This is a genomic window from Niveispirillum lacus (genome assembly GCF_002251795.1).
In the GTDB taxonomy this organism is placed as follows: Bacteria; Pseudomonadota; Alphaproteobacteria; order Azospirillales; family Azospirillaceae; genus Niveispirillum; species Niveispirillum lacus.
Genome location: NZ_NOXU01000019.1, coordinates 75,165 through 90,196 on the forward strand (window position 1 = coordinate 75,165; position 15,032 = coordinate 90,196).

Here is a 15,032-nt window from a genome sequence, read left to right on the forward strand (position 1 = left end):
CCCCGCCGGGTGACACCGGCGGGGGTTTTTTTACACGCACAGTGGCCGGGCCGAAATGATCAGCCCAGTGCCTTCACCATGGTCGAACCTAGGCTGGCCGGGCTTTCGGAGACATGGATACCGGCGGCGCGCATGGCCTCCACCTTGAACTCGGCGGTGTCGTTACCGCCGGAGATCACGGCGCCGGCATGGCCCATACGACGGCCCGGCGGGGCGGTGCGGCCGGCGATGAAGCCGACGACCGGCTTTTTCAGACCGGACGCCTTGATATATTCCGCCCCCATCACCTCAGCGTCACCACCGATCTCACCGATCATGATGATGCCTTCGGTTTCCGGGTCCTTGGCGAACATTTCCAGCGCATCGACAAAGTTGGTGCCGTTGACCGGGTCACCACCGATACCGATGCAGGTCGTCTGGCCCAGGCCAGCCGCGGTGGTCTGTGCCACGGCTTCATAGGTCAGCGTGCCGGAACGCGACACGATGCCGATCTTGCCACGGCGATGGATGTGGCCGGGCATGATGCCGATCTTGCACTCGTCCGGCGTGATCACACCGGGGCAGTTCGGGCCGACCAGACGGGTCGCGCTGTTGGCCAAGGCACGCTTGACACGCACCATGTCCAGCACCGGAATGCCTTCGGTGATGCAGACCACCAGCGGCAGTTCGGCATCAATGGCTTCCAGGATGGCGTCGGCCGCAAACGGCGGCGGCACATAGATGACCGAGGCATTGGCGCCGGTCTTCAGCACCGCGTCCGAGACGGTGTCGAACACCGGCAGGTCGAGATGCTTGGAGCCGCCCTTACCGGGGGTCACGCCGCCGACCATCTTGGTGCCATAGGCGATGGCCTGTTCGGAATGGAAAGTCCCCTGCGCGCCGGTAAAGCCCTGGCAGATGACCTTGGTGTCTTTATTGACGAGAACGGCCATGTTACGCGGCCTCCTTCACGGCCTTGACGATCTTCTCGGCGGCGTCGGCCAGATTGTCGGCCGACAGGATCGGCAGGCCGGATTCGGCCATGATCTTCTTGCCGAGATCGACGTTCGTGCCTTCCAGACGAACAACCAGCGGAACATGCAGGGACACTTCGCGGGCGGCGGCAACGACGCCATCCGCAATCACGTCGCAGCGCATGATGCCGCCGAAGATGTTGACCAGGATGCCTTCGACATTCGGGTCGGACAGGATCAGCTTGAACGCCGTGGTGACGCGCTCCTTGGTGGCGCCGCCGCCGACATCCAGGAAGTTCGCCGGCTCACCGCCATAGAGCTTGATGATGTCCATCGTGGCCATGGCCAGACCAGCGCCGTTCACCATGCAGCCGATGTTGCCATCCAGCTTCACATAGTTCAGGCCGTGCTTGGTGGCTTCCGTCTCTGACGCTTCTTCTTCGGTCGGGTCGCGCAGTTCCTCCACCTCCGGGTGGCGGTAGAGCGCGTTGTCGTCGAAGTTCACCTTGGCATCCAGCGCGATCACATCGCCCGCACCGGTCACGACCAGCGGGTTGATCTCAACCATGCTCATGTCCAGGTCGACAAACGCCTTGTACATGGCGGTCATGAACTTGGCGGCGGCATTGACCTGCTTGCCTTCCAGGCCCAGCGCAAAGGCGACCTTGCGGGCGTGATAACCCTGCAGGCCTTCGACCGGGTCGATGGCGACCTTGGTAATCTTCTCGGGGTGGCTATGGGCCACTTCCTCGATCTCCATCCCGCCCTCGGTCGAGGCGACGATGGTGACGCGCGACGTGCCGCGGTCCAGCAGCATCGACAGATAGAGTTCGCGCTTGATGTCGGCGCCTTCCTCGATATAGAGGCGGCCGACTTCCTTGCCATCCGGACCGGTCTGCTTGGTGACCAGCACCTGGTTCAGCATGGCGGCAGCATTGGCCTTCACATCATCCACGCTCTTGACGACGCGAACGCCGCCCTTGCCGTTGGGGTCGTTCTTGAAACGACCAGCGCCACGGCCACCGGCATGGATCTGCGACTTCACCACCCAGACGGGGCCACCCAGTTCGGTGGCGACCTTGGCGGCTTCGTCCGGCGTGTAGGCGACGCCGCCGCGGGGCACCGCGACGCCGTATTTCTTCAGCAGGCTCTTGGCCTGGTACTCATGGATATTCATCGCTCAGCCGTCTTGCTCTGGATGGGAGACGGGCCGGTCCGGCAGGGGGTCCGCCGGTCCGCACACGGGGGTCCTCCCCACGCGGGCGGCACTTTAGCACTATGGGAACCGGGATCAACCATCCAAAGGTCCCTGCCTATGCCCATTCATGTGCGGAATTTTGCACAAGGGGCGCCGGGGGCAGGCGATATGAAATGGCGCAAACCCTTGGCGCTGCAACATACGTATGCCGCAACCGCGTAATGATCGAGCGCCGGGCGCAAGGGTGCCATGTAACGGTGACAGGACCATTACGATGGCACCGCAGCTCCGGATACCACCAACGCCCATCCGGCCGTCCCCATCGGCGGGCGGCCGGGCCACGCCGACCCACAGTCCGGCTGTCCCTGCGTCGATGGTTGAAGGGGATCAGCCGCCGCGGCTCTTGTACGCCTTAAGCTGCTTGTTGAAGTTGGCTGCCAGCTTTTCCATCCGATCCGTGGATTGGTTGTAGCTTTCAACATCCATCTTGCCGCGTTTGCCTTCGGCGGTCAGGCAAGCCTGATACTCCTCCGTGGCGGCGATATAGGCTTTGACGGCTTTGACGGCATCGGCCATCTGCGCTTCCGACGCGGTCGCGCCATCGGGCAGTGTCGGCGGGTCGCCCTGTTCGCAACCGGCCTGGGCAGCCCCAGCAAACAGAATCATGACAATGGCGGTAGACAGGATCGCTTTTTTCATCTTTGGACACCCCGAAAACAATAAAATTTTAGGTAACAACAACATATCCGACCAACATCGACGGATAATGTGTTGCCGGCCCGGTTTTATTGGGTGCCAAGTTATCCCCAACTGACTAATTATTAGGCGTTTATGCCTTTATCTCCCTAAACTTGGTTCTAAAGATAATTTCACCCTGGTTGCACGTCAATTCCGCCCGGCGCAGAACGGGATAATTAATCCATGCAGACATAAAAAACCCGCACCGGACAGCCGGTGCGGGTTTTTTCAGCGGGCCAACGGTCTGGACCGTCCAGCCAAACTTCCTCGGCAACGACCTGTCGCCTGATCAGCCGTTGCGGGCCTTGAAGGTCTTGAGCTGCTTGTTGAAGTCAGCGGCCAGCGCTTCCATGCGGGCGGCGGACTTGTTGTAGGCTTCCAGATCCATCTTGCCACCGCGGCCGGCGGCTTCCAGGCACGCCTGGTATTCTTCGGTGGCGACGATGTAGGCCTTCACCGCCTTCATGGTTTCAGCCATCTGTTCCTGGGAGGCCGTGGCGCCATCCACCAGCGATGGCGGGGTGCCCTGCTCGCAGCCAGCGGCGAAGGCGGAGGTGGCGGTCAGGGACAGCAGGGCGGAGGCGAACAGCAGAGCGGTCTTCATGGGGTGTCCAATTCCTTATGATGGCATATTCGACGAAACAGGGGGGCGGGACCTGCCAGTAAAACCGCGGACACGATAACAGCCACAGCATCAGCATATGGCGGCCGTATTAGTGGTGCCCACATCTTACTGGCATTGTGACGCAACCGTTCCAACTGGTCTTCGGTAACGCCACACAATTAACTAGACACTTCATTGAAGCGTTGCAGCCGTAGGGCCATTTCCCTCTCGTTACTGGCAACGTTCGTTCGATGACGCGGACTATACGGTCGACCAGTAACTGAATGGTTAAAAAACCGACGCGAACCTATCCTTTTGGCGTGCGTCAATGCAGAGCAGTTGTGCGCTGAAAGCAAAGAGCCGGTGTCGGTTGGTGTCATCGCTTGAAATGCATTTGCCGGGAATTTTACGAAATTACACCGAAACTTACTCGTGTTGGCGGAAGTGGAATGACTGACCGGGAAATCTGGCAATAAAAAACCCCGCATGGTGGCCCATGCGGGGTTTTCGTTGAAACCGGGCGGTGGAACACCCCGGTTTCGGGTCACTTTGGCATCAGCCTTCCGCCGAAACCTTCTTGGTCACCTCGACCAGGGTCTTCACGGCATCGACCGACTTGTCGAAATTGGCCTTCTCGTCGGCGGACAGCTCGATCTCGATGATCTTCTCAACGCCCTTGGCGCCAATGATGGTCGGCACACCGATATAGAGACCATCGACGCCATACTGACCCGTCAGTTTGGCAGCCACCGGCAGGACGCGCTTCTTGTCGCGCAGGAAGCTCTCGGCCATGGCGATGGCGGAAGCGGCCGGGGCGTAGAAGGCGGAACCGGTCTTCAGCAGGCCGACGATTTCGGCGCCGCCATCACGGGTGCGCTGAACGATCTTGTCCAGCTTCTCCTGCGTGGTCCAGCCCATTTTGACGAGGTCGGGCAGCGGGATGCCGGCGACGGTGGAGTAACGGACCGACGGCACCATCGTGTCGCCATGGCCGCCCAGCACGAAGGCCGTGACGTCTTCGACCGACACGCCGAACTCTTCGGCCAGGAACCAGCGGAAGCGGGCGCTGTCCAGAACGCCGGCCATGCCGACGACCTTTTCAGCGGGCAGGCCCGACACTTCCTGGAACAGGCCGACCATGGCGTCCAGCGGGTTGGTGATGACGATGACGAAGGCGTTGGGAGCATGTTCCTTAACGCCGGCGGCCACGGCCTTGATGACCTTGGCGTTGATGCCGACCAGATCGTCACGGCTCATCCCCGGCTTGCGCGGCACGCCGGCGGTGATGATCACCACGTCGGCGCCGGCAATGTCGGCATAGTCGGAGGTGCCCGCGTAACCGGCGTCGAAGCCAGCGACCGGCGACAGTTCGGCAATGTCCAGCGCCTTGCCCTTGGCAACGCCCGCGAAATCGGGAATGTCGAGCAGGATGATATCACCCAACTCCTTCTGGCCGGCCAGCAGGGCCAGCGTGCCACCAATCTGGCCGGCGCCGATCAGCGCGATCTTCTTGCGTGCCATGGGAATTTCCCTTCGATTTGGTTCGGGTCAGGAAACAAGATTACGTTTGGAACATCCGGCCGCAACTTTCCTTAGCTGCAATGCGGGATGACCCTGGGCGGCGTGATTAGCGTGAAACAGCCGTTCGGGCAAGCCGACAAGGGTCGTGGGTGTGGGGTGGCAGGCCAGCGCCTGACGCAAGGCGTGTATGCAGGCATGCGCGACGGTCGCCATTGCCTGCGGCCCGGTCGCTGCGGGGCGGCAGGGAAAGCCGTGAGGCCCGATCAGTTACGCGGTTTTGGCTGCCACATGGCATTGACGATGACCCAGCGGTCACCGAACCGGCCCATATGGAAATAGTCCACAAACCAGGGCGTCTCCACCCGTGCCACAGCGACATTGCCGGTCACGTCCAGCACGCGCACGCTGCGGTCCCACTTTTCCGTTGGCGTCTTCAGCACACCCTGGCGCGTGAGTTCCACCAACTCATCCTTCGACATGCGGCGCAGACCCAGCACCTCGTCCTTATCGGGCGTGGCGCGGACAGCACGCTTGGCCAAATCGGGATGCAGGGCGCGCGCGACACGCGCGGCATCGCCTTCCAACTGTCCGTCGACATAATCATAGGCCGTCGCTTCGATGGCCTTGAGGGTGGCGGGGTCGGTCTCCGCGCGGGCGGGCAGGGCGGGCAGGATCAGCAGCAAGGCGGCCAGGATGGGCAGGCGCATGGAAACAGCCTCCACAGATTGGTCGTCCGACCTACCTGTGGGGAGCGGCTGTTCACCGGCAAGGGGGAATCAGGCCCATTGCAGACCAGTTAGCGCCGCCTGCTCAGGTCCGGCTGCCCCAGCGCCAACAAACCTCGCCTTCGGTCCGGGACCGCGCGATCAAGAAAAAGACGCCACCGGCGAACGCCACCCACGTCAATCCAATGACCGGAAGCCAGGGACCTGGCGGCACCGCAACATAGGTCTGGATAAGCTTGGTGCCGCCGACCAGGATAAGGATGAAGACAGAGGTGGCCAGCCACCCTTGCCAACCGGCGGGGGAATAGCCGATTCCATGACTTTTAGGAACAAACCAGGCGCGTTTGGCCATATTTCCCCCCATGCACCAGAGAGCCCCTATTCTATCCGGTGTAAAGAAGGCAATCAATCACAACCGACTGGAGCCATGTCCCGCCAGTAACTTCACGTCAATGCCCAGCAGGGTGACGCTCTCTGTCCGCGCCCCCAGCGCGCGGTAGAACAGGTCGGCCCGCACATTGGCGGGCCGCGCGTGCCAGCAGATCCAGGACAGGCCCTGATCCTGCGCCATCCTTCCCGCTGCCGCCATCAGGGCGCGGCCCACGCCCAGGCGGCGCGACCCCGGCTCGACATAGATATTTTCCAACATCATGCCGCCGGTGGCGGTCTGGCTGTCATAACCGGGGGTCAGCAGGACCATGCCGGCCATGCGGTCCCCGATTTCCGCCACCAGACAGCGGAACAGCGCGTCCTCGCCAAAGCCCTGGCGGCGGAATTTCGCCGGGGTCAGGGCGGGCGGCTCCATGCCTTCCTCGGCCGACAGGGCAGCGACGAAGGCGCAAACAAGATCGGCGTCCGCCAGGATGGCCCGACGGACGCCGATGTGACTCTTGGTTTGGCTGATCACGGGACCGCAATCAGACAGCGGCAACCTTGTCCATCTCGCGCAGGATGCTGTCGGCCATGACCGAGGTCGACACCCTCGCCATGCCCGGCTGCATGATGTCGCCCGTGCGCAGGCCCGTATTCAGCACGTTTTCCACGGCATTTTCCAGGATGTCCGCTTCGGCCTGCAGGTCGAAGGACCAGCGCAGGGCCATGGCGAAGGACAGGAACATGGCAATGGGGTTGGCCAGATCGCGACCGGCAATGTCCGGGGCCGAACCGTGCACCGGCTCATACAGCGCCTTGCGCTTGCCATTGGCGTCGGTGGCACCCAAGGACGCGCTGGGCAACATGCCGATGGAGCCGGTCAGCATCGAGGCTTCGTCCGACAGGATGTCGCCAAACAGGTTATCGGTGACGATCACGTCGAACTGCTTGGGATTGCGGACAAGCTGCATGGCGGCGGCATCGGCCAGCATGTGCGACAGTTCCACATCCTGATATTCGGCCTTGTGCAGGGCGATCACTTCCTGACGCCACAGCAGGCCCGACTCCATCACGTTGCCCTTTTCGGACGAACAGACCTTGTTGCCGCGCTTGCGCGCCAGCTCAAAAGCCACGCGGGCAACACGATGGATCTCATGCGTGTCATAGACCTGGGTGTTCACGCCACGGCGTTCACCATTGGGCAGGTCGGTGATGCCGCGCGGCTCACCAAAATACACGCCCCCCGTCAGTTCGCGCACGATCATGATATCCAGGCCGCGCACCACGTCGGGCTTCAGCGTGCTGGCATCGACCAACGCGTCGAACACCTTGGCCGGGCGCAGATTGGCGAAAAGCTGCATCTCCTTGCGCAGGCGCAGCAAACCGGCCTCGGGGCGCTTGTCGAAGCCCAGATTGTCCCATTTCGGACCGCCCACGGCAGCCAGCAGGACGGCATCCACGGCCAGGGCACGGGCCATGGTCTCGTCCGTCAGCGGCGTGCCATGGGCATCATAGGAGCAGCCGCCAACCAGACCTTCTTCGACTGCAAACTCAATGCCGCGCTTGCGGGCATACCAGTCGATGACGCGGCGGACCTGACGCATGACCTCGGGACCGATCCCGTCGCCCGGCAACAGAAGGAGCGAACGCTTCGACATGGAATACCTCTGTATGTTTGCTTGGCATTGGCGGCGCGATGGCGGTGTCGGGGAGGATGGTCAGGGGATCAGGAAGCCCAGAGCCAGGGCTGGCCATCCTTGGCCTTGGCTTCGAACGCGTCGATGGACCCGGCCTCCCGCAGGGTCAGGCCGATATCATCCCACCCGTTCAGCAGGCACTGGCGGCGGAACGGTTCCACATCGAAACCGATCGTCTCCCCGTCTGGCAGGGTGATGGTCTGGGCTTCCAGGTCGACGGTGAAGGTGGCGTTGGCGCCATTGTCGGCCGCAGCCATCAGACGATCCACAACCTCGGTCGGCATGCGGATCGGCAGGATGCCGTTCTTGAAGCAGTTATTGAAGAAAATGTCGGCGAAGCTGGGGGCGATGATGCAGCGGATACCGAAATCGGCCAGCGCCCAGGGCGCATGCTCACGGCTTGAGCCACAGCCGAAATTGTCACCGGCGATCAGGATCTTAGACTGACGATAGGCCGGCTTGTTCAGCACAAAGTCCGGCACCTCCTGTCCATCTTTCAGGCGCAGGGAGGCGAACAGGCCAGCACCCAGGCCCGTGCGCTTGATCGTCTTCAGGTAGTCGGCGGGAATGATCATGTCGGTATCGACATTCATCAGACGCAGCGGGGCGGCGACACCGGTGAGCTGAACAAACTTTTCCATGGAGCTTACCCGACGACTTTGGGGACGAAACGGCCCCATTTCTGCCATGTGCGCGCTGCAATGCGCAATACATGATCGTTGGAAGGCAGCCCTGCGACAGATGCTTGCGTGGTACTTTCACCACCACCCTTTTTTGCCCGGTCCTGACCGATCGTCGGGATGGCAGAAGGGCGGGAGGCATCCTATCTTGGAAGGAAGAACGAAATACGGTCCAGCGGAGGGTCGGCGCCATGCGTGTTTTCCGGATCATCCTTCCCGTCACCGCCATCGACGATGCGGCGGTCTTCTATGGGGCGTTGCTGGCACAGGCTGGCCGGCGTGTCTCACCGGGCCGGCATTATTTCGATCTGGGGCAGATGGTGCTGGCCTGTTACGACCCCTATGCCGAGGGCGATGAAGGTCCGCTGCCCCCCCTGCCGCAGCCGGTCTATTTTGCCGTCCATGATCTGGAGGATTTCCACCAGCGTGCCGGCACGGCGGGGGCGGTCATGGAAGGCGGGATCGACACCCGTCCCTGGGGCGAGCGTGGTTTTTATTGCCGCGACCCGTTCGGCAACCCGCTTTGTTTTGTGGAGGCAGGGACCGAGTTCACAGGCTAACGGCGCAGCGTCAGGCCGCCGTGTAGAAGTCTTCCTTGACGCCGCCGGCCAGCAGGAAAGCCCGGCAACGGTTTCGCCGCGTCCGGTAAGCGCCGGGGGTCATGCCGACGGCCCGGCCAAAAATGCCCGTCAGATGCCCTTGGGATGAGAAACCCGTTGCCGCCGCAATTTCCGCCAGCGGCATTTCCGTTTCCAGAAGCAACCTTTTGGCCCCGTTTACCCGACGGGCCAGCACATAACGATGCGGGGCCTCACCCAGCGCCGCCTTGAACCGGCGGGCGAAATGGCTGGGGCTAAGGCCAATGACCGCTGCCAGGGTCGCCAGCGAGAGATCATCGTCCAGATTATGTTCCACAAACAGCAACACGCGGCGTAACTGCACCGGCGACAGGCCAGCGGCCCCGGCGGCCCCATCCGGTTGACGGGCCAGGATTGCGTCCACGGTTTCTGTCTCCGCAGCGACGCAGGCGGCCAGTTGCGGGTGCGGGTCAGCGGATGACACAAAAGACATGGCGTTACCCCCGTCAGATCGACAAGCGCCGCAGGCGGCGTGCTGCCGATCAACAACATGGTTCGCCCCGGCCATACGCCAATCCCGTCGCACCGCTGTCGGCAACAGCAGGGACGGTACGGGCGTTGACGGCGGCAAAGAAATCGGACGGGTCGGCGGTCACGCCTTGCGCTGCCGAGACTGTCCGCATGGTTCATGATTATGCGGCTGATCCGTTCCCGGACTGTGCGCGTCGTCACTGTGTCCAGGAATTCGACCACGGGCGGGTGAAATCGTTATCCGGACCCTGCGGTGACCGGACCTGTCAGTTTTCTCCTGATCAACCCTGGACATCATGCACGGCAGACAGCACATAGACGCGGGGCAGTTTGTACCGGTGCAGTTGGAGTTGAGAATATGCGTTTCGCACGGCGCTTTGTGCCGGCCGCCTTCGCGGCCTTGGCCACCCTTAGTCTGTTGACCGCCGGCACGGCGCCGGCCTTTGCCGAAATGGTGCTGAACAGGGGCAACCAGGCAGAGCCAACCTCGCTGGACCCGCACAAGGGAACGGATGTGCAGTCGGCCCGTATCGGTTACGACTTGTATGAGGGGCTTCTGACCTTCGGCCCGGATGGCGGGATTGTGCCCGGCGTGGCAGAGAAATGGGATATCAGTGCCGATGGCCTGACCTACACCTTCACCCTGCGGGCCGATGCCAAATGGTCGGACGGCACCCCCGTGACCGCTGAGGATTTTGTTTTTTCCTGGCGCCGGCTGGTCGATCCCAAGACCGCCTCTGACTATGCCTATTTCCTATGGCCGGTGAAGAACGGCGAGGCGATCAGCAATGGCAAAATGGCACCCGACGCCTTGGGCGCCGTCGCCGTCAATCCGCGCACCTTTAAGGTGACATTGGAGCGGCCGACCGGGTATTTCCTTTCCTCCTTGGTCCACCGTATGACCTATCCGGTATCCAAGGCCAATGTGGAGAAGTTTGGCGCCGATTTCGTGAAACCAGGCAATCTGGTCTCCAACGGTGCCTATAAGCTGGTCGAGTACCGGCCGCAGGCCTATGTCAAGGCCGTCCGCAACCCGTTCTTCCGGGAGGCGAAAAGCGTCAAGGTCGATACGGTCGTTTTTCACCATTCCGACAGCCCAGAAACCGAACTGCGCCGGTTCCGCGCCGGTGAGTTGGATATTGTGCAGATGGCCCCGGTCACCCAGATCGACTGGCTGAAGCAGAATATGCCGGAAATGATGACTTTCTACCCGGTGCTGGGCACGCAGTATCTGGCCGTCAATATGACAAAGGAGCCCCTGGCGTCGAACCCGAAGCTGCGTCAGGCCCTGTCGCTGGCGGTTGACCGGCAGATCATCGTCGAGAAGATCACCAAGTCCGGCGAAGTGCCAGCCTATACGCTGACCGCCCCTGGTGTGCCCGGATATACGCTGCCGGAAGCCAACATGGCCAAGGCGACCCAGGCCGAACGCGACGCCATGGCCAAGAAGTTGCTGGCCGAAGCTGGCTACGGTCCCGGCGGCAAGCCGCTGACCGTCGAAATCCTGCACAATACCAATGAGAGCACCCGCAAGATCGCTGTTGGTGTCGCCTCCATGTGGCAGTCCAAGCTGGGCGCCAAGGTCAGCCTGAACAATCAGGAATGGAAGGTGGTGTTGCAGAATGCCGGCGAAAAATCCTACGCCAACATGGTCGTGCTGGGCTGGATCGCCGACTTCCCCGACCCCTACACTTTCCTGAAACTGTTCTTGAGCGATGTCGGCAAGATGAACCGGTCGGGTTACGCCAACCCCGCCTATGACGCCAAGCTGAGCGAGGCGAACCTGACCACGGACCCGGCCAAGCGTCTGGCCCTGGTGGCGGAAGCGGAAGCCATGATGCTGGCTGACGCGCCGATGATCCCCATCTACCACACATCTTACCGCAATCTGGTGCATCCGCGCGTCAAAGGCTGGTTTGAAAGCCCGATGGGCGTGCAGCCCACCCGCTACATTGCGGTTACCCGCTGAACAGCAGACCTTTTAAGGCGCCCGTCTTCAGGACGGGCGTTGTAACCGGTGCCGATCCCCAACAAACAGGCCCGGACATCTGGCGCACCGCATCCATACAGCCAAGGAACAGGAGAAGATCGGGCATGTCATCACTCTGGAAGTCACTGCGCGGTGTCGTTGCCGCCACCGCCCTGTTTGCGACCGGGATGAGCGTCGCGGCAGTACCGGCGCAGGCCGAGAAGGTTCTGCATCGCGGGAACGGGGCAGAGCCGGAAACGCTCGACCCTGCAAAATCCAGCGGCGTGCCTGAAAGCTGGTTGCAATATGATTTATTCGACGGGCTGCTGGTGCCCGACGGCAAGGGCAACTTCATCCCCGGTGCGGCCGAAAAGTGGGATGTCAGTGCCGATGGTCTGGTCTACACCTTCCATCTGCGCCGCAACGCCAAATGGTCAGATGGCACGCCGGTTACCGCCCAGGACTGGGTCTATTCGTGGCGGCGGGTCGTCGATCCCAAGACCATGGCCGATTACGCCTATTTCCTGTGGCAGGTGAAGAATGCGCAGGACATCACCCTGGGCCGCAAGCCCCTGGAAACGATGGGCGTGCGCGCGGTCGATGATTACACGTTCGAGGTGACACTGCGCGCCGCCACACCCTATTTCCTGTCCATGCTGCACCACCACGCCACCTATGCCGTTTCCAAGGCGAATGTGGAGAAGTTCGGGTCGGAGTTTGTGAAACCCGGCAATCTGGTTACCAATGGCGCCTATATGCTGGTCGAATCGGTGCCGCAGAGCCACATCAAGATGGTGAAGAACCCCCACCACCATGATGCGGCCAACACCAAGATCGACACGGTATTTTATTACCCCACCGAGAATCAGGAAGCCGAGCTGAAGCGGTTCCGTGCCGGCGAACTGCATGTCACCTACGAAGTGCCGGTGGCGCAGATGCAGTGGCTGCGCCAGAACATGCCCGCCGAATTGCGGCTGGCCCCGTATTTCGGCACTTATTTCTATGCGCCGAACATGACCAAGGAGCCGTGGAAGTCCAACAAGGACCTGCGCCTGGCCCTCAACCTGGCCATCGACCGCGATATCATCGTGGAAAAGGTCAACCAGCGCGGTGAAGTGCCAGCCTATAATTTTGTGCCACCCAACACCACCAGTTACACCCAGCAAATCCCGGATTATGCCAACTGGACCCAGGCCCAGCGCGACGCCAAGGCCAAGGAACTGATCGCCAAGGCCGGTTATGGACCGGGCGGCAAACCGCTGGCCGTCGAGATTTTGTATAATACCCAGGAAAACCATCGCAAGGTCGCGATTGCTATCGCATCCATGTGGCAACAGAAACTGGGCGTGAAGGTCACATTGAATAATCAGGAATGGAAAGTATTCCTGAGTACCCGCGATGAAAAGAAGTTCAAAGACATTACCCGTCACGGCTGGATTGGCGACTATAATGACGCCAATAACTTCCTGGAACTGGTGCGTGGCGACATTGGCAAGCAGAACCCGTCTGCCTTCTCCAACCCGGAATTTGACCGGCTGATGTCGGAAGCCAACGTGACGGCCGACCTTGCCAAGCGGGCCGACCTGTTGCAGCAGGCAGAGCGGCTGATGATCGAGGAAGTCGCTATCTTCCCGATTCATTTTTACAGTTCCCGGCACATGGTCAGCCCCAAGCTGATCGGCTGGACCGATAATCTGCAAGATCTTCACCCCACCCGTTTTCTGGATGTGAAGCCGTAAGAAAACCATCCCGCACAGCCCCGGCCGCGCCAACGGCCGGGGTTTTTTCTTGCCCGCCCTTAGCGGCGGTCTATTCTGCCCCCTGACTACGGATGATGGAGTTTCGCCATGCGGTTTCTGGCGAGATGGGTTTCCTGGCTTGTGCTGCTGACCACCCTGCTGGCGCTGCCGGCGCGGGCGGAGATGGTTCTGCACCGGGGGAACGGATCAGAGCCGGAAACGCTGGACCCGCATAAATCGACCGGTGAGGGCGAAAGCTGGATCGAGATGGACCTGTTTGAAGGGCTGGTGACAGCGGACCCGCTGGGTCGCATCATTCCCGGCGCCGCCCTGAACTGGACCGTCAGTGATGACCGGTTGACCTATCTGTTCACTCTGCGGCCGAACGGAAAATGGTCGGACGGCACACGTGTGACCGCGTCGGATTTTGTCTTTTCCTGGCGGCGGCTCGTCTCGCCTGCCACCCGTTCCCGCTATGCGTTTTTCCTGTGGCCCGTGAAGAATGCCGAGGCAATTTCCAAGGGCGAAATGCCGCCCACCGCCCTGGGGGTGGAGGCGGTCGATGACCTGACCCTGCGGGTGACATTGGAGGCCCCGACGGCCTATTTCATCGCCTCGCTTCAGCATCATTCGACCTATGCCCTGTCGCAGGCCAATGTGAAGCGGTTCGGTGAGGATTTCCTGAAGCCGGGTAATCTGGTGTCCAATGGCGCCTTCATGCTGGCCGAGGCCGTGCCGCAGGGCCATGTGAAGCTGGTTCGCAACCCGCATTTTCATGCGGCGGCGGAGGTGGCACTGGATGCCGTCTATTTCTATCCGACGGAGAACCGGGAAGCGGAACTGAAGCGTTTCCGCGCCGGAGAGTTGGACGTTACCTATGATCTGCCCGATGGGCAGATCGCCTGGGTGCGCCAGAATATGCCCGCCGAACTGCGGCTGGCGCCGTTTTTCTCCACCTATTGGTTCAATTTCAACCTGCGCAACGAGCCCTGGTCATCGAACCCTGACCTGCGCGCCGCGCTGTCCCTGGCCATCGACCGGCAATTGATTGTCGATAAGATCACCCAGGCTGGCGAGGTCCCTGCTTTTTCCATCACCCCGCCCGGTACCGACAATTATGTGGCCCCCGTGCCGGACTGGGCCCGCTGGACACAGGCTCAACGCGATGCCAAAGCGCGCGAACTGTTGGCCAAGGCTGGGTACGGGCCGGGCGGCAAGGTTCTCGAGGTGGAGATTCGCTATAATACCTCTGAGAATCACCGCAAGATCGCCATCGCCATTGACAGTATGTGGCGGCAGAAGCTGGGTGTTCGCACCCGGCTGGTAAACCAGGAATGGAAGGTGCTGCTGCAGGCCCGTGCCGAGGGCAAGTTCCAGGATCTGGTGCGCGGCGGCTGGATCGGGGACTACAATGACGCCTATTCTTTCCTGTCCCTGTTCGTGTCGGATGTGAAGGGGCAGAATCACAGCGGCTACAGCAACCCGGATTATGACCGCCTGATCCGCGCTGCCGCGTCGGAGACCGACCCCTCGGCGCGGCGGCAACTGATGCAGCGGGCCGAGATCATGCTGCTGGCCGACCATCCGGTGATCCCCCTTTACACCTATGTGAGCACCCACATGGTCTCCACCCGGGTCAGCGGCTGGCAGGACAATATCCGCAACCTGCACCTGTCACGCTATCTGTCGGTGGTGCGCTAGGGCACAGGGATCATTTCATCCGCATG

Annotated in this window: 14 protein-coding genes; 4 read left to right on the forward strand and 10 right to left on the reverse strand. The window is 61.5% G+C overall.

The window, feature by feature from the left end; all coding sequences use genetic code 11:
- Positions 1 to 59 precede the first annotated feature (59 nt).
- The 9 genes from sucD to leuD form a co-directional block, all read right to left on the reverse strand.
- Complete coding sequence (gene sucD, locus CHU95_RS02970; RefSeq protein WP_094453590.1) at positions 60 to 932, reverse strand: succinate--CoA ligase subunit alpha; 873 nt, start codon at positions 930 to 932, stop codon at positions 60 to 62.
- 1 nt (position 933) lies between these two features.
- Positions 934 to 2,130 (reverse strand): ADP-forming succinate--CoA ligase subunit beta, encoded by a 1,197-nt coding sequence (sucC, locus tag CHU95_RS02975; RefSeq protein WP_094453592.1) that lies wholly within the window; start codon positions 2,128 to 2,130, stop codon positions 934 to 936.
- Between the two features lie 408 nt (positions 2,131 to 2,538).
- The gene (locus CHU95_RS02980) at positions 2,539 to 2,850 is read right to left on the reverse strand and encodes a hypothetical protein (RefSeq protein WP_094453594.1); all 312 of its coding nucleotides are present in this window, start codon (positions 2,848 to 2,850) and stop codon (positions 2,539 to 2,541) included.
- A gap of 328 nt (positions 2,851 to 3,178) precedes the next feature.
- Positions 3,179 to 3,493: a hypothetical protein gene (locus CHU95_RS02985; protein ID WP_094453596.1), complete on the reverse strand. Its 315-nt coding sequence runs from the start codon at positions 3,491 to 3,493 to the stop codon at positions 3,179 to 3,181.
- Positions 3,494 to 4,048: 555 nt separating this feature from the next.
- On the reverse strand, positions 4,049 to 5,014 hold the full coding sequence (gene mdh, locus CHU95_RS02990) for a malate dehydrogenase (RefSeq protein ID WP_094453598.1): 966 nt from the start codon (positions 5,012 to 5,014) through the stop codon (positions 4,049 to 4,051).
- Between the two features lie 263 nt (positions 5,015 to 5,277).
- Positions 5,278 to 5,721: a nuclear transport factor 2 family protein gene (locus CHU95_RS02995; protein WP_207762348.1), complete on the reverse strand. Its 444-nt coding sequence runs from the start codon at positions 5,719 to 5,721 to the stop codon at positions 5,278 to 5,280.
- 427 nt (positions 5,722 to 6,148) lie between these two features.
- Entirely contained in the window at positions 6,149 to 6,646 is a 498-nt protein-coding gene (locus CHU95_RS03005) for a GNAT family N-acetyltransferase (RefSeq protein WP_133065396.1), read from the reverse strand.
- Between the two features lie 10 nt (positions 6,647 to 6,656).
- Positions 6,657 to 7,769 carry a 3-isopropylmalate dehydrogenase gene (leuB, locus tag CHU95_RS03010; protein WP_094453604.1) on the reverse strand — a complete coding sequence of 371 codons (1,113 nt, stop codon included), beginning with the start codon at positions 7,767 to 7,769 and terminating at the stop codon, positions 6,657 to 6,659.
- Positions 7,770 to 7,837: 68 nt separating this feature from the next.
- Entirely contained in the window at positions 7,838 to 8,449 is a 612-nt protein-coding gene (leuD, locus tag CHU95_RS03015) for a 3-isopropylmalate dehydratase small subunit (protein WP_094453606.1), read from the reverse strand.
- A 230-nt stretch (positions 8,450 to 8,679) separates the two neighbouring features.
- Between leuD and CHU95_RS03020 the strand changes: the two genes are divergently transcribed.
- A complete protein-coding gene (locus tag CHU95_RS03020; protein WP_094453608.1) occupies positions 8,680 to 9,048 on the forward strand; it encodes a VOC family protein in 369 nt (122 codons plus the stop codon).
- 10 nt (positions 9,049 to 9,058) lie between these two features.
- Here the strand turns inward: CHU95_RS03020 and CHU95_RS03025 are convergent, their stop codons facing one another.
- Complete coding sequence (locus CHU95_RS03025; protein ID WP_165771974.1) at positions 9,059 to 9,559, reverse strand: helix-turn-helix domain-containing protein; 501 nt, start codon at positions 9,557 to 9,559, stop codon at positions 9,059 to 9,061.
- A 396-nt stretch (positions 9,560 to 9,955) separates the two neighbouring features.
- On the opposite strand from CHU95_RS03025, the gene CHU95_RS03030 reads away from it, so the two are divergent.
- The 3 genes from CHU95_RS03030 to CHU95_RS03040 all read left to right on the forward strand — a co-directional run bounded on the left by CHU95_RS03030 (position 9,956) and on the right by CHU95_RS03040 (position 15,006).
- Positions 9,956 to 11,566 carry a peptide ABC transporter substrate-binding protein gene (locus tag CHU95_RS03030; RefSeq protein WP_094453612.1) on the forward strand — a complete coding sequence of 537 codons (1,611 nt, stop codon included), beginning with the start codon at positions 9,956 to 9,958 and terminating at the stop codon, positions 11,564 to 11,566.
- Between the two features lie 125 nt (positions 11,567 to 11,691).
- The gene (locus tag CHU95_RS03035; RefSeq protein ID WP_094453614.1) at positions 11,692 to 13,305 is read left to right on the forward strand and encodes a peptide ABC transporter substrate-binding protein; all 1,614 of its coding nucleotides are present in this window, start codon (positions 11,692 to 11,694) and stop codon (positions 13,303 to 13,305) included.
- Positions 13,306 to 13,413: 108 nt separating this feature from the next.
- Positions 13,414 to 15,006 (forward strand): peptide ABC transporter substrate-binding protein, encoded by a 1,593-nt coding sequence (locus CHU95_RS03040; RefSeq protein WP_094453616.1) that lies wholly within the window; start codon positions 13,414 to 13,416, stop codon positions 15,004 to 15,006.
- Positions 15,007 to 15,032 lie beyond the last annotated feature (26 nt).

Excerpts from the sequence above, each read along its gene's own strand:
- CHU95_RS03020 (WP_094453608.1), top strand. The coding sequence starts at position 8,680 with ATGCGTGTTTTCCGGATCATCCTTCCCGTCACCGCCATCGACGATGCG.
- CHU95_RS02980 (WP_094453594.1), bottom strand. The coding sequence starts at position 2,850 with ATGAAAAAAGCGATCCTGTCTACCGCCATTGTCATGATTCTGTTTGCT.
- CHU95_RS02985 (WP_094453596.1), bottom strand. The coding sequence starts at position 3,493 with ATGAAGACCGCTCTGCTGTTCGCCTCCGCCCTGCTGTCCCTGACCGCC.
- mdh (WP_094453598.1), bottom strand. The coding sequence starts at position 5,014 with ATGGCACGCAAGAAGATCGCGCTGATCGGCGCCGGCCAGATTGGTGGC.
- CHU95_RS03025 (WP_165771974.1), bottom strand. The coding sequence starts at position 9,559 with ATGTCTTTTGTGTCATCCGCTGACCCGCACCCGCAACTGGCCGCCTGC.
- CHU95_RS03040 (WP_094453616.1), top strand. The coding sequence starts at position 13,414 with ATGCGGTTTCTGGCGAGATGGGTTTCCTGGCTTGTGCTGCTGACCACC.
- CHU95_RS02995 (WP_207762348.1), bottom strand. The coding sequence starts at position 5,721 with ATGCGCCTGCCCATCCTGGCCGCCTTGCTGCTGATCCTGCCCGCCCTG.
- leuB (WP_094453604.1), bottom strand. The coding sequence starts at position 7,769 with ATGTCGAAGCGTTCGCTCCTTCTGTTGCCGGGCGACGGGATCGGTCCC.
- sucC (WP_094453592.1), bottom strand. The coding sequence starts at position 2,130 with ATGAATATCCATGAGTACCAGGCCAAGAGCCTGCTGAAGAAATACGGC.
- leuD (WP_094453606.1), bottom strand. The coding sequence starts at position 8,449 with ATGGAAAAGTTTGTTCAGCTCACCGGTGTCGCCGCCCCGCTGCGTCTG.
- CHU95_RS03030 (WP_094453612.1), top strand. The coding sequence starts at position 9,956 with ATGCGTTTCGCACGGCGCTTTGTGCCGGCCGCCTTCGCGGCCTTGGCC.
- sucD (WP_094453590.1), bottom strand. The coding sequence starts at position 932 with ATGGCCGTTCTCGTCAATAAAGACACCAAGGTCATCTGCCAGGGCTTT.
- CHU95_RS03035 (WP_094453614.1), top strand. The coding sequence starts at position 11,692 with ATGTCATCACTCTGGAAGTCACTGCGCGGTGTCGTTGCCGCCACCGCC.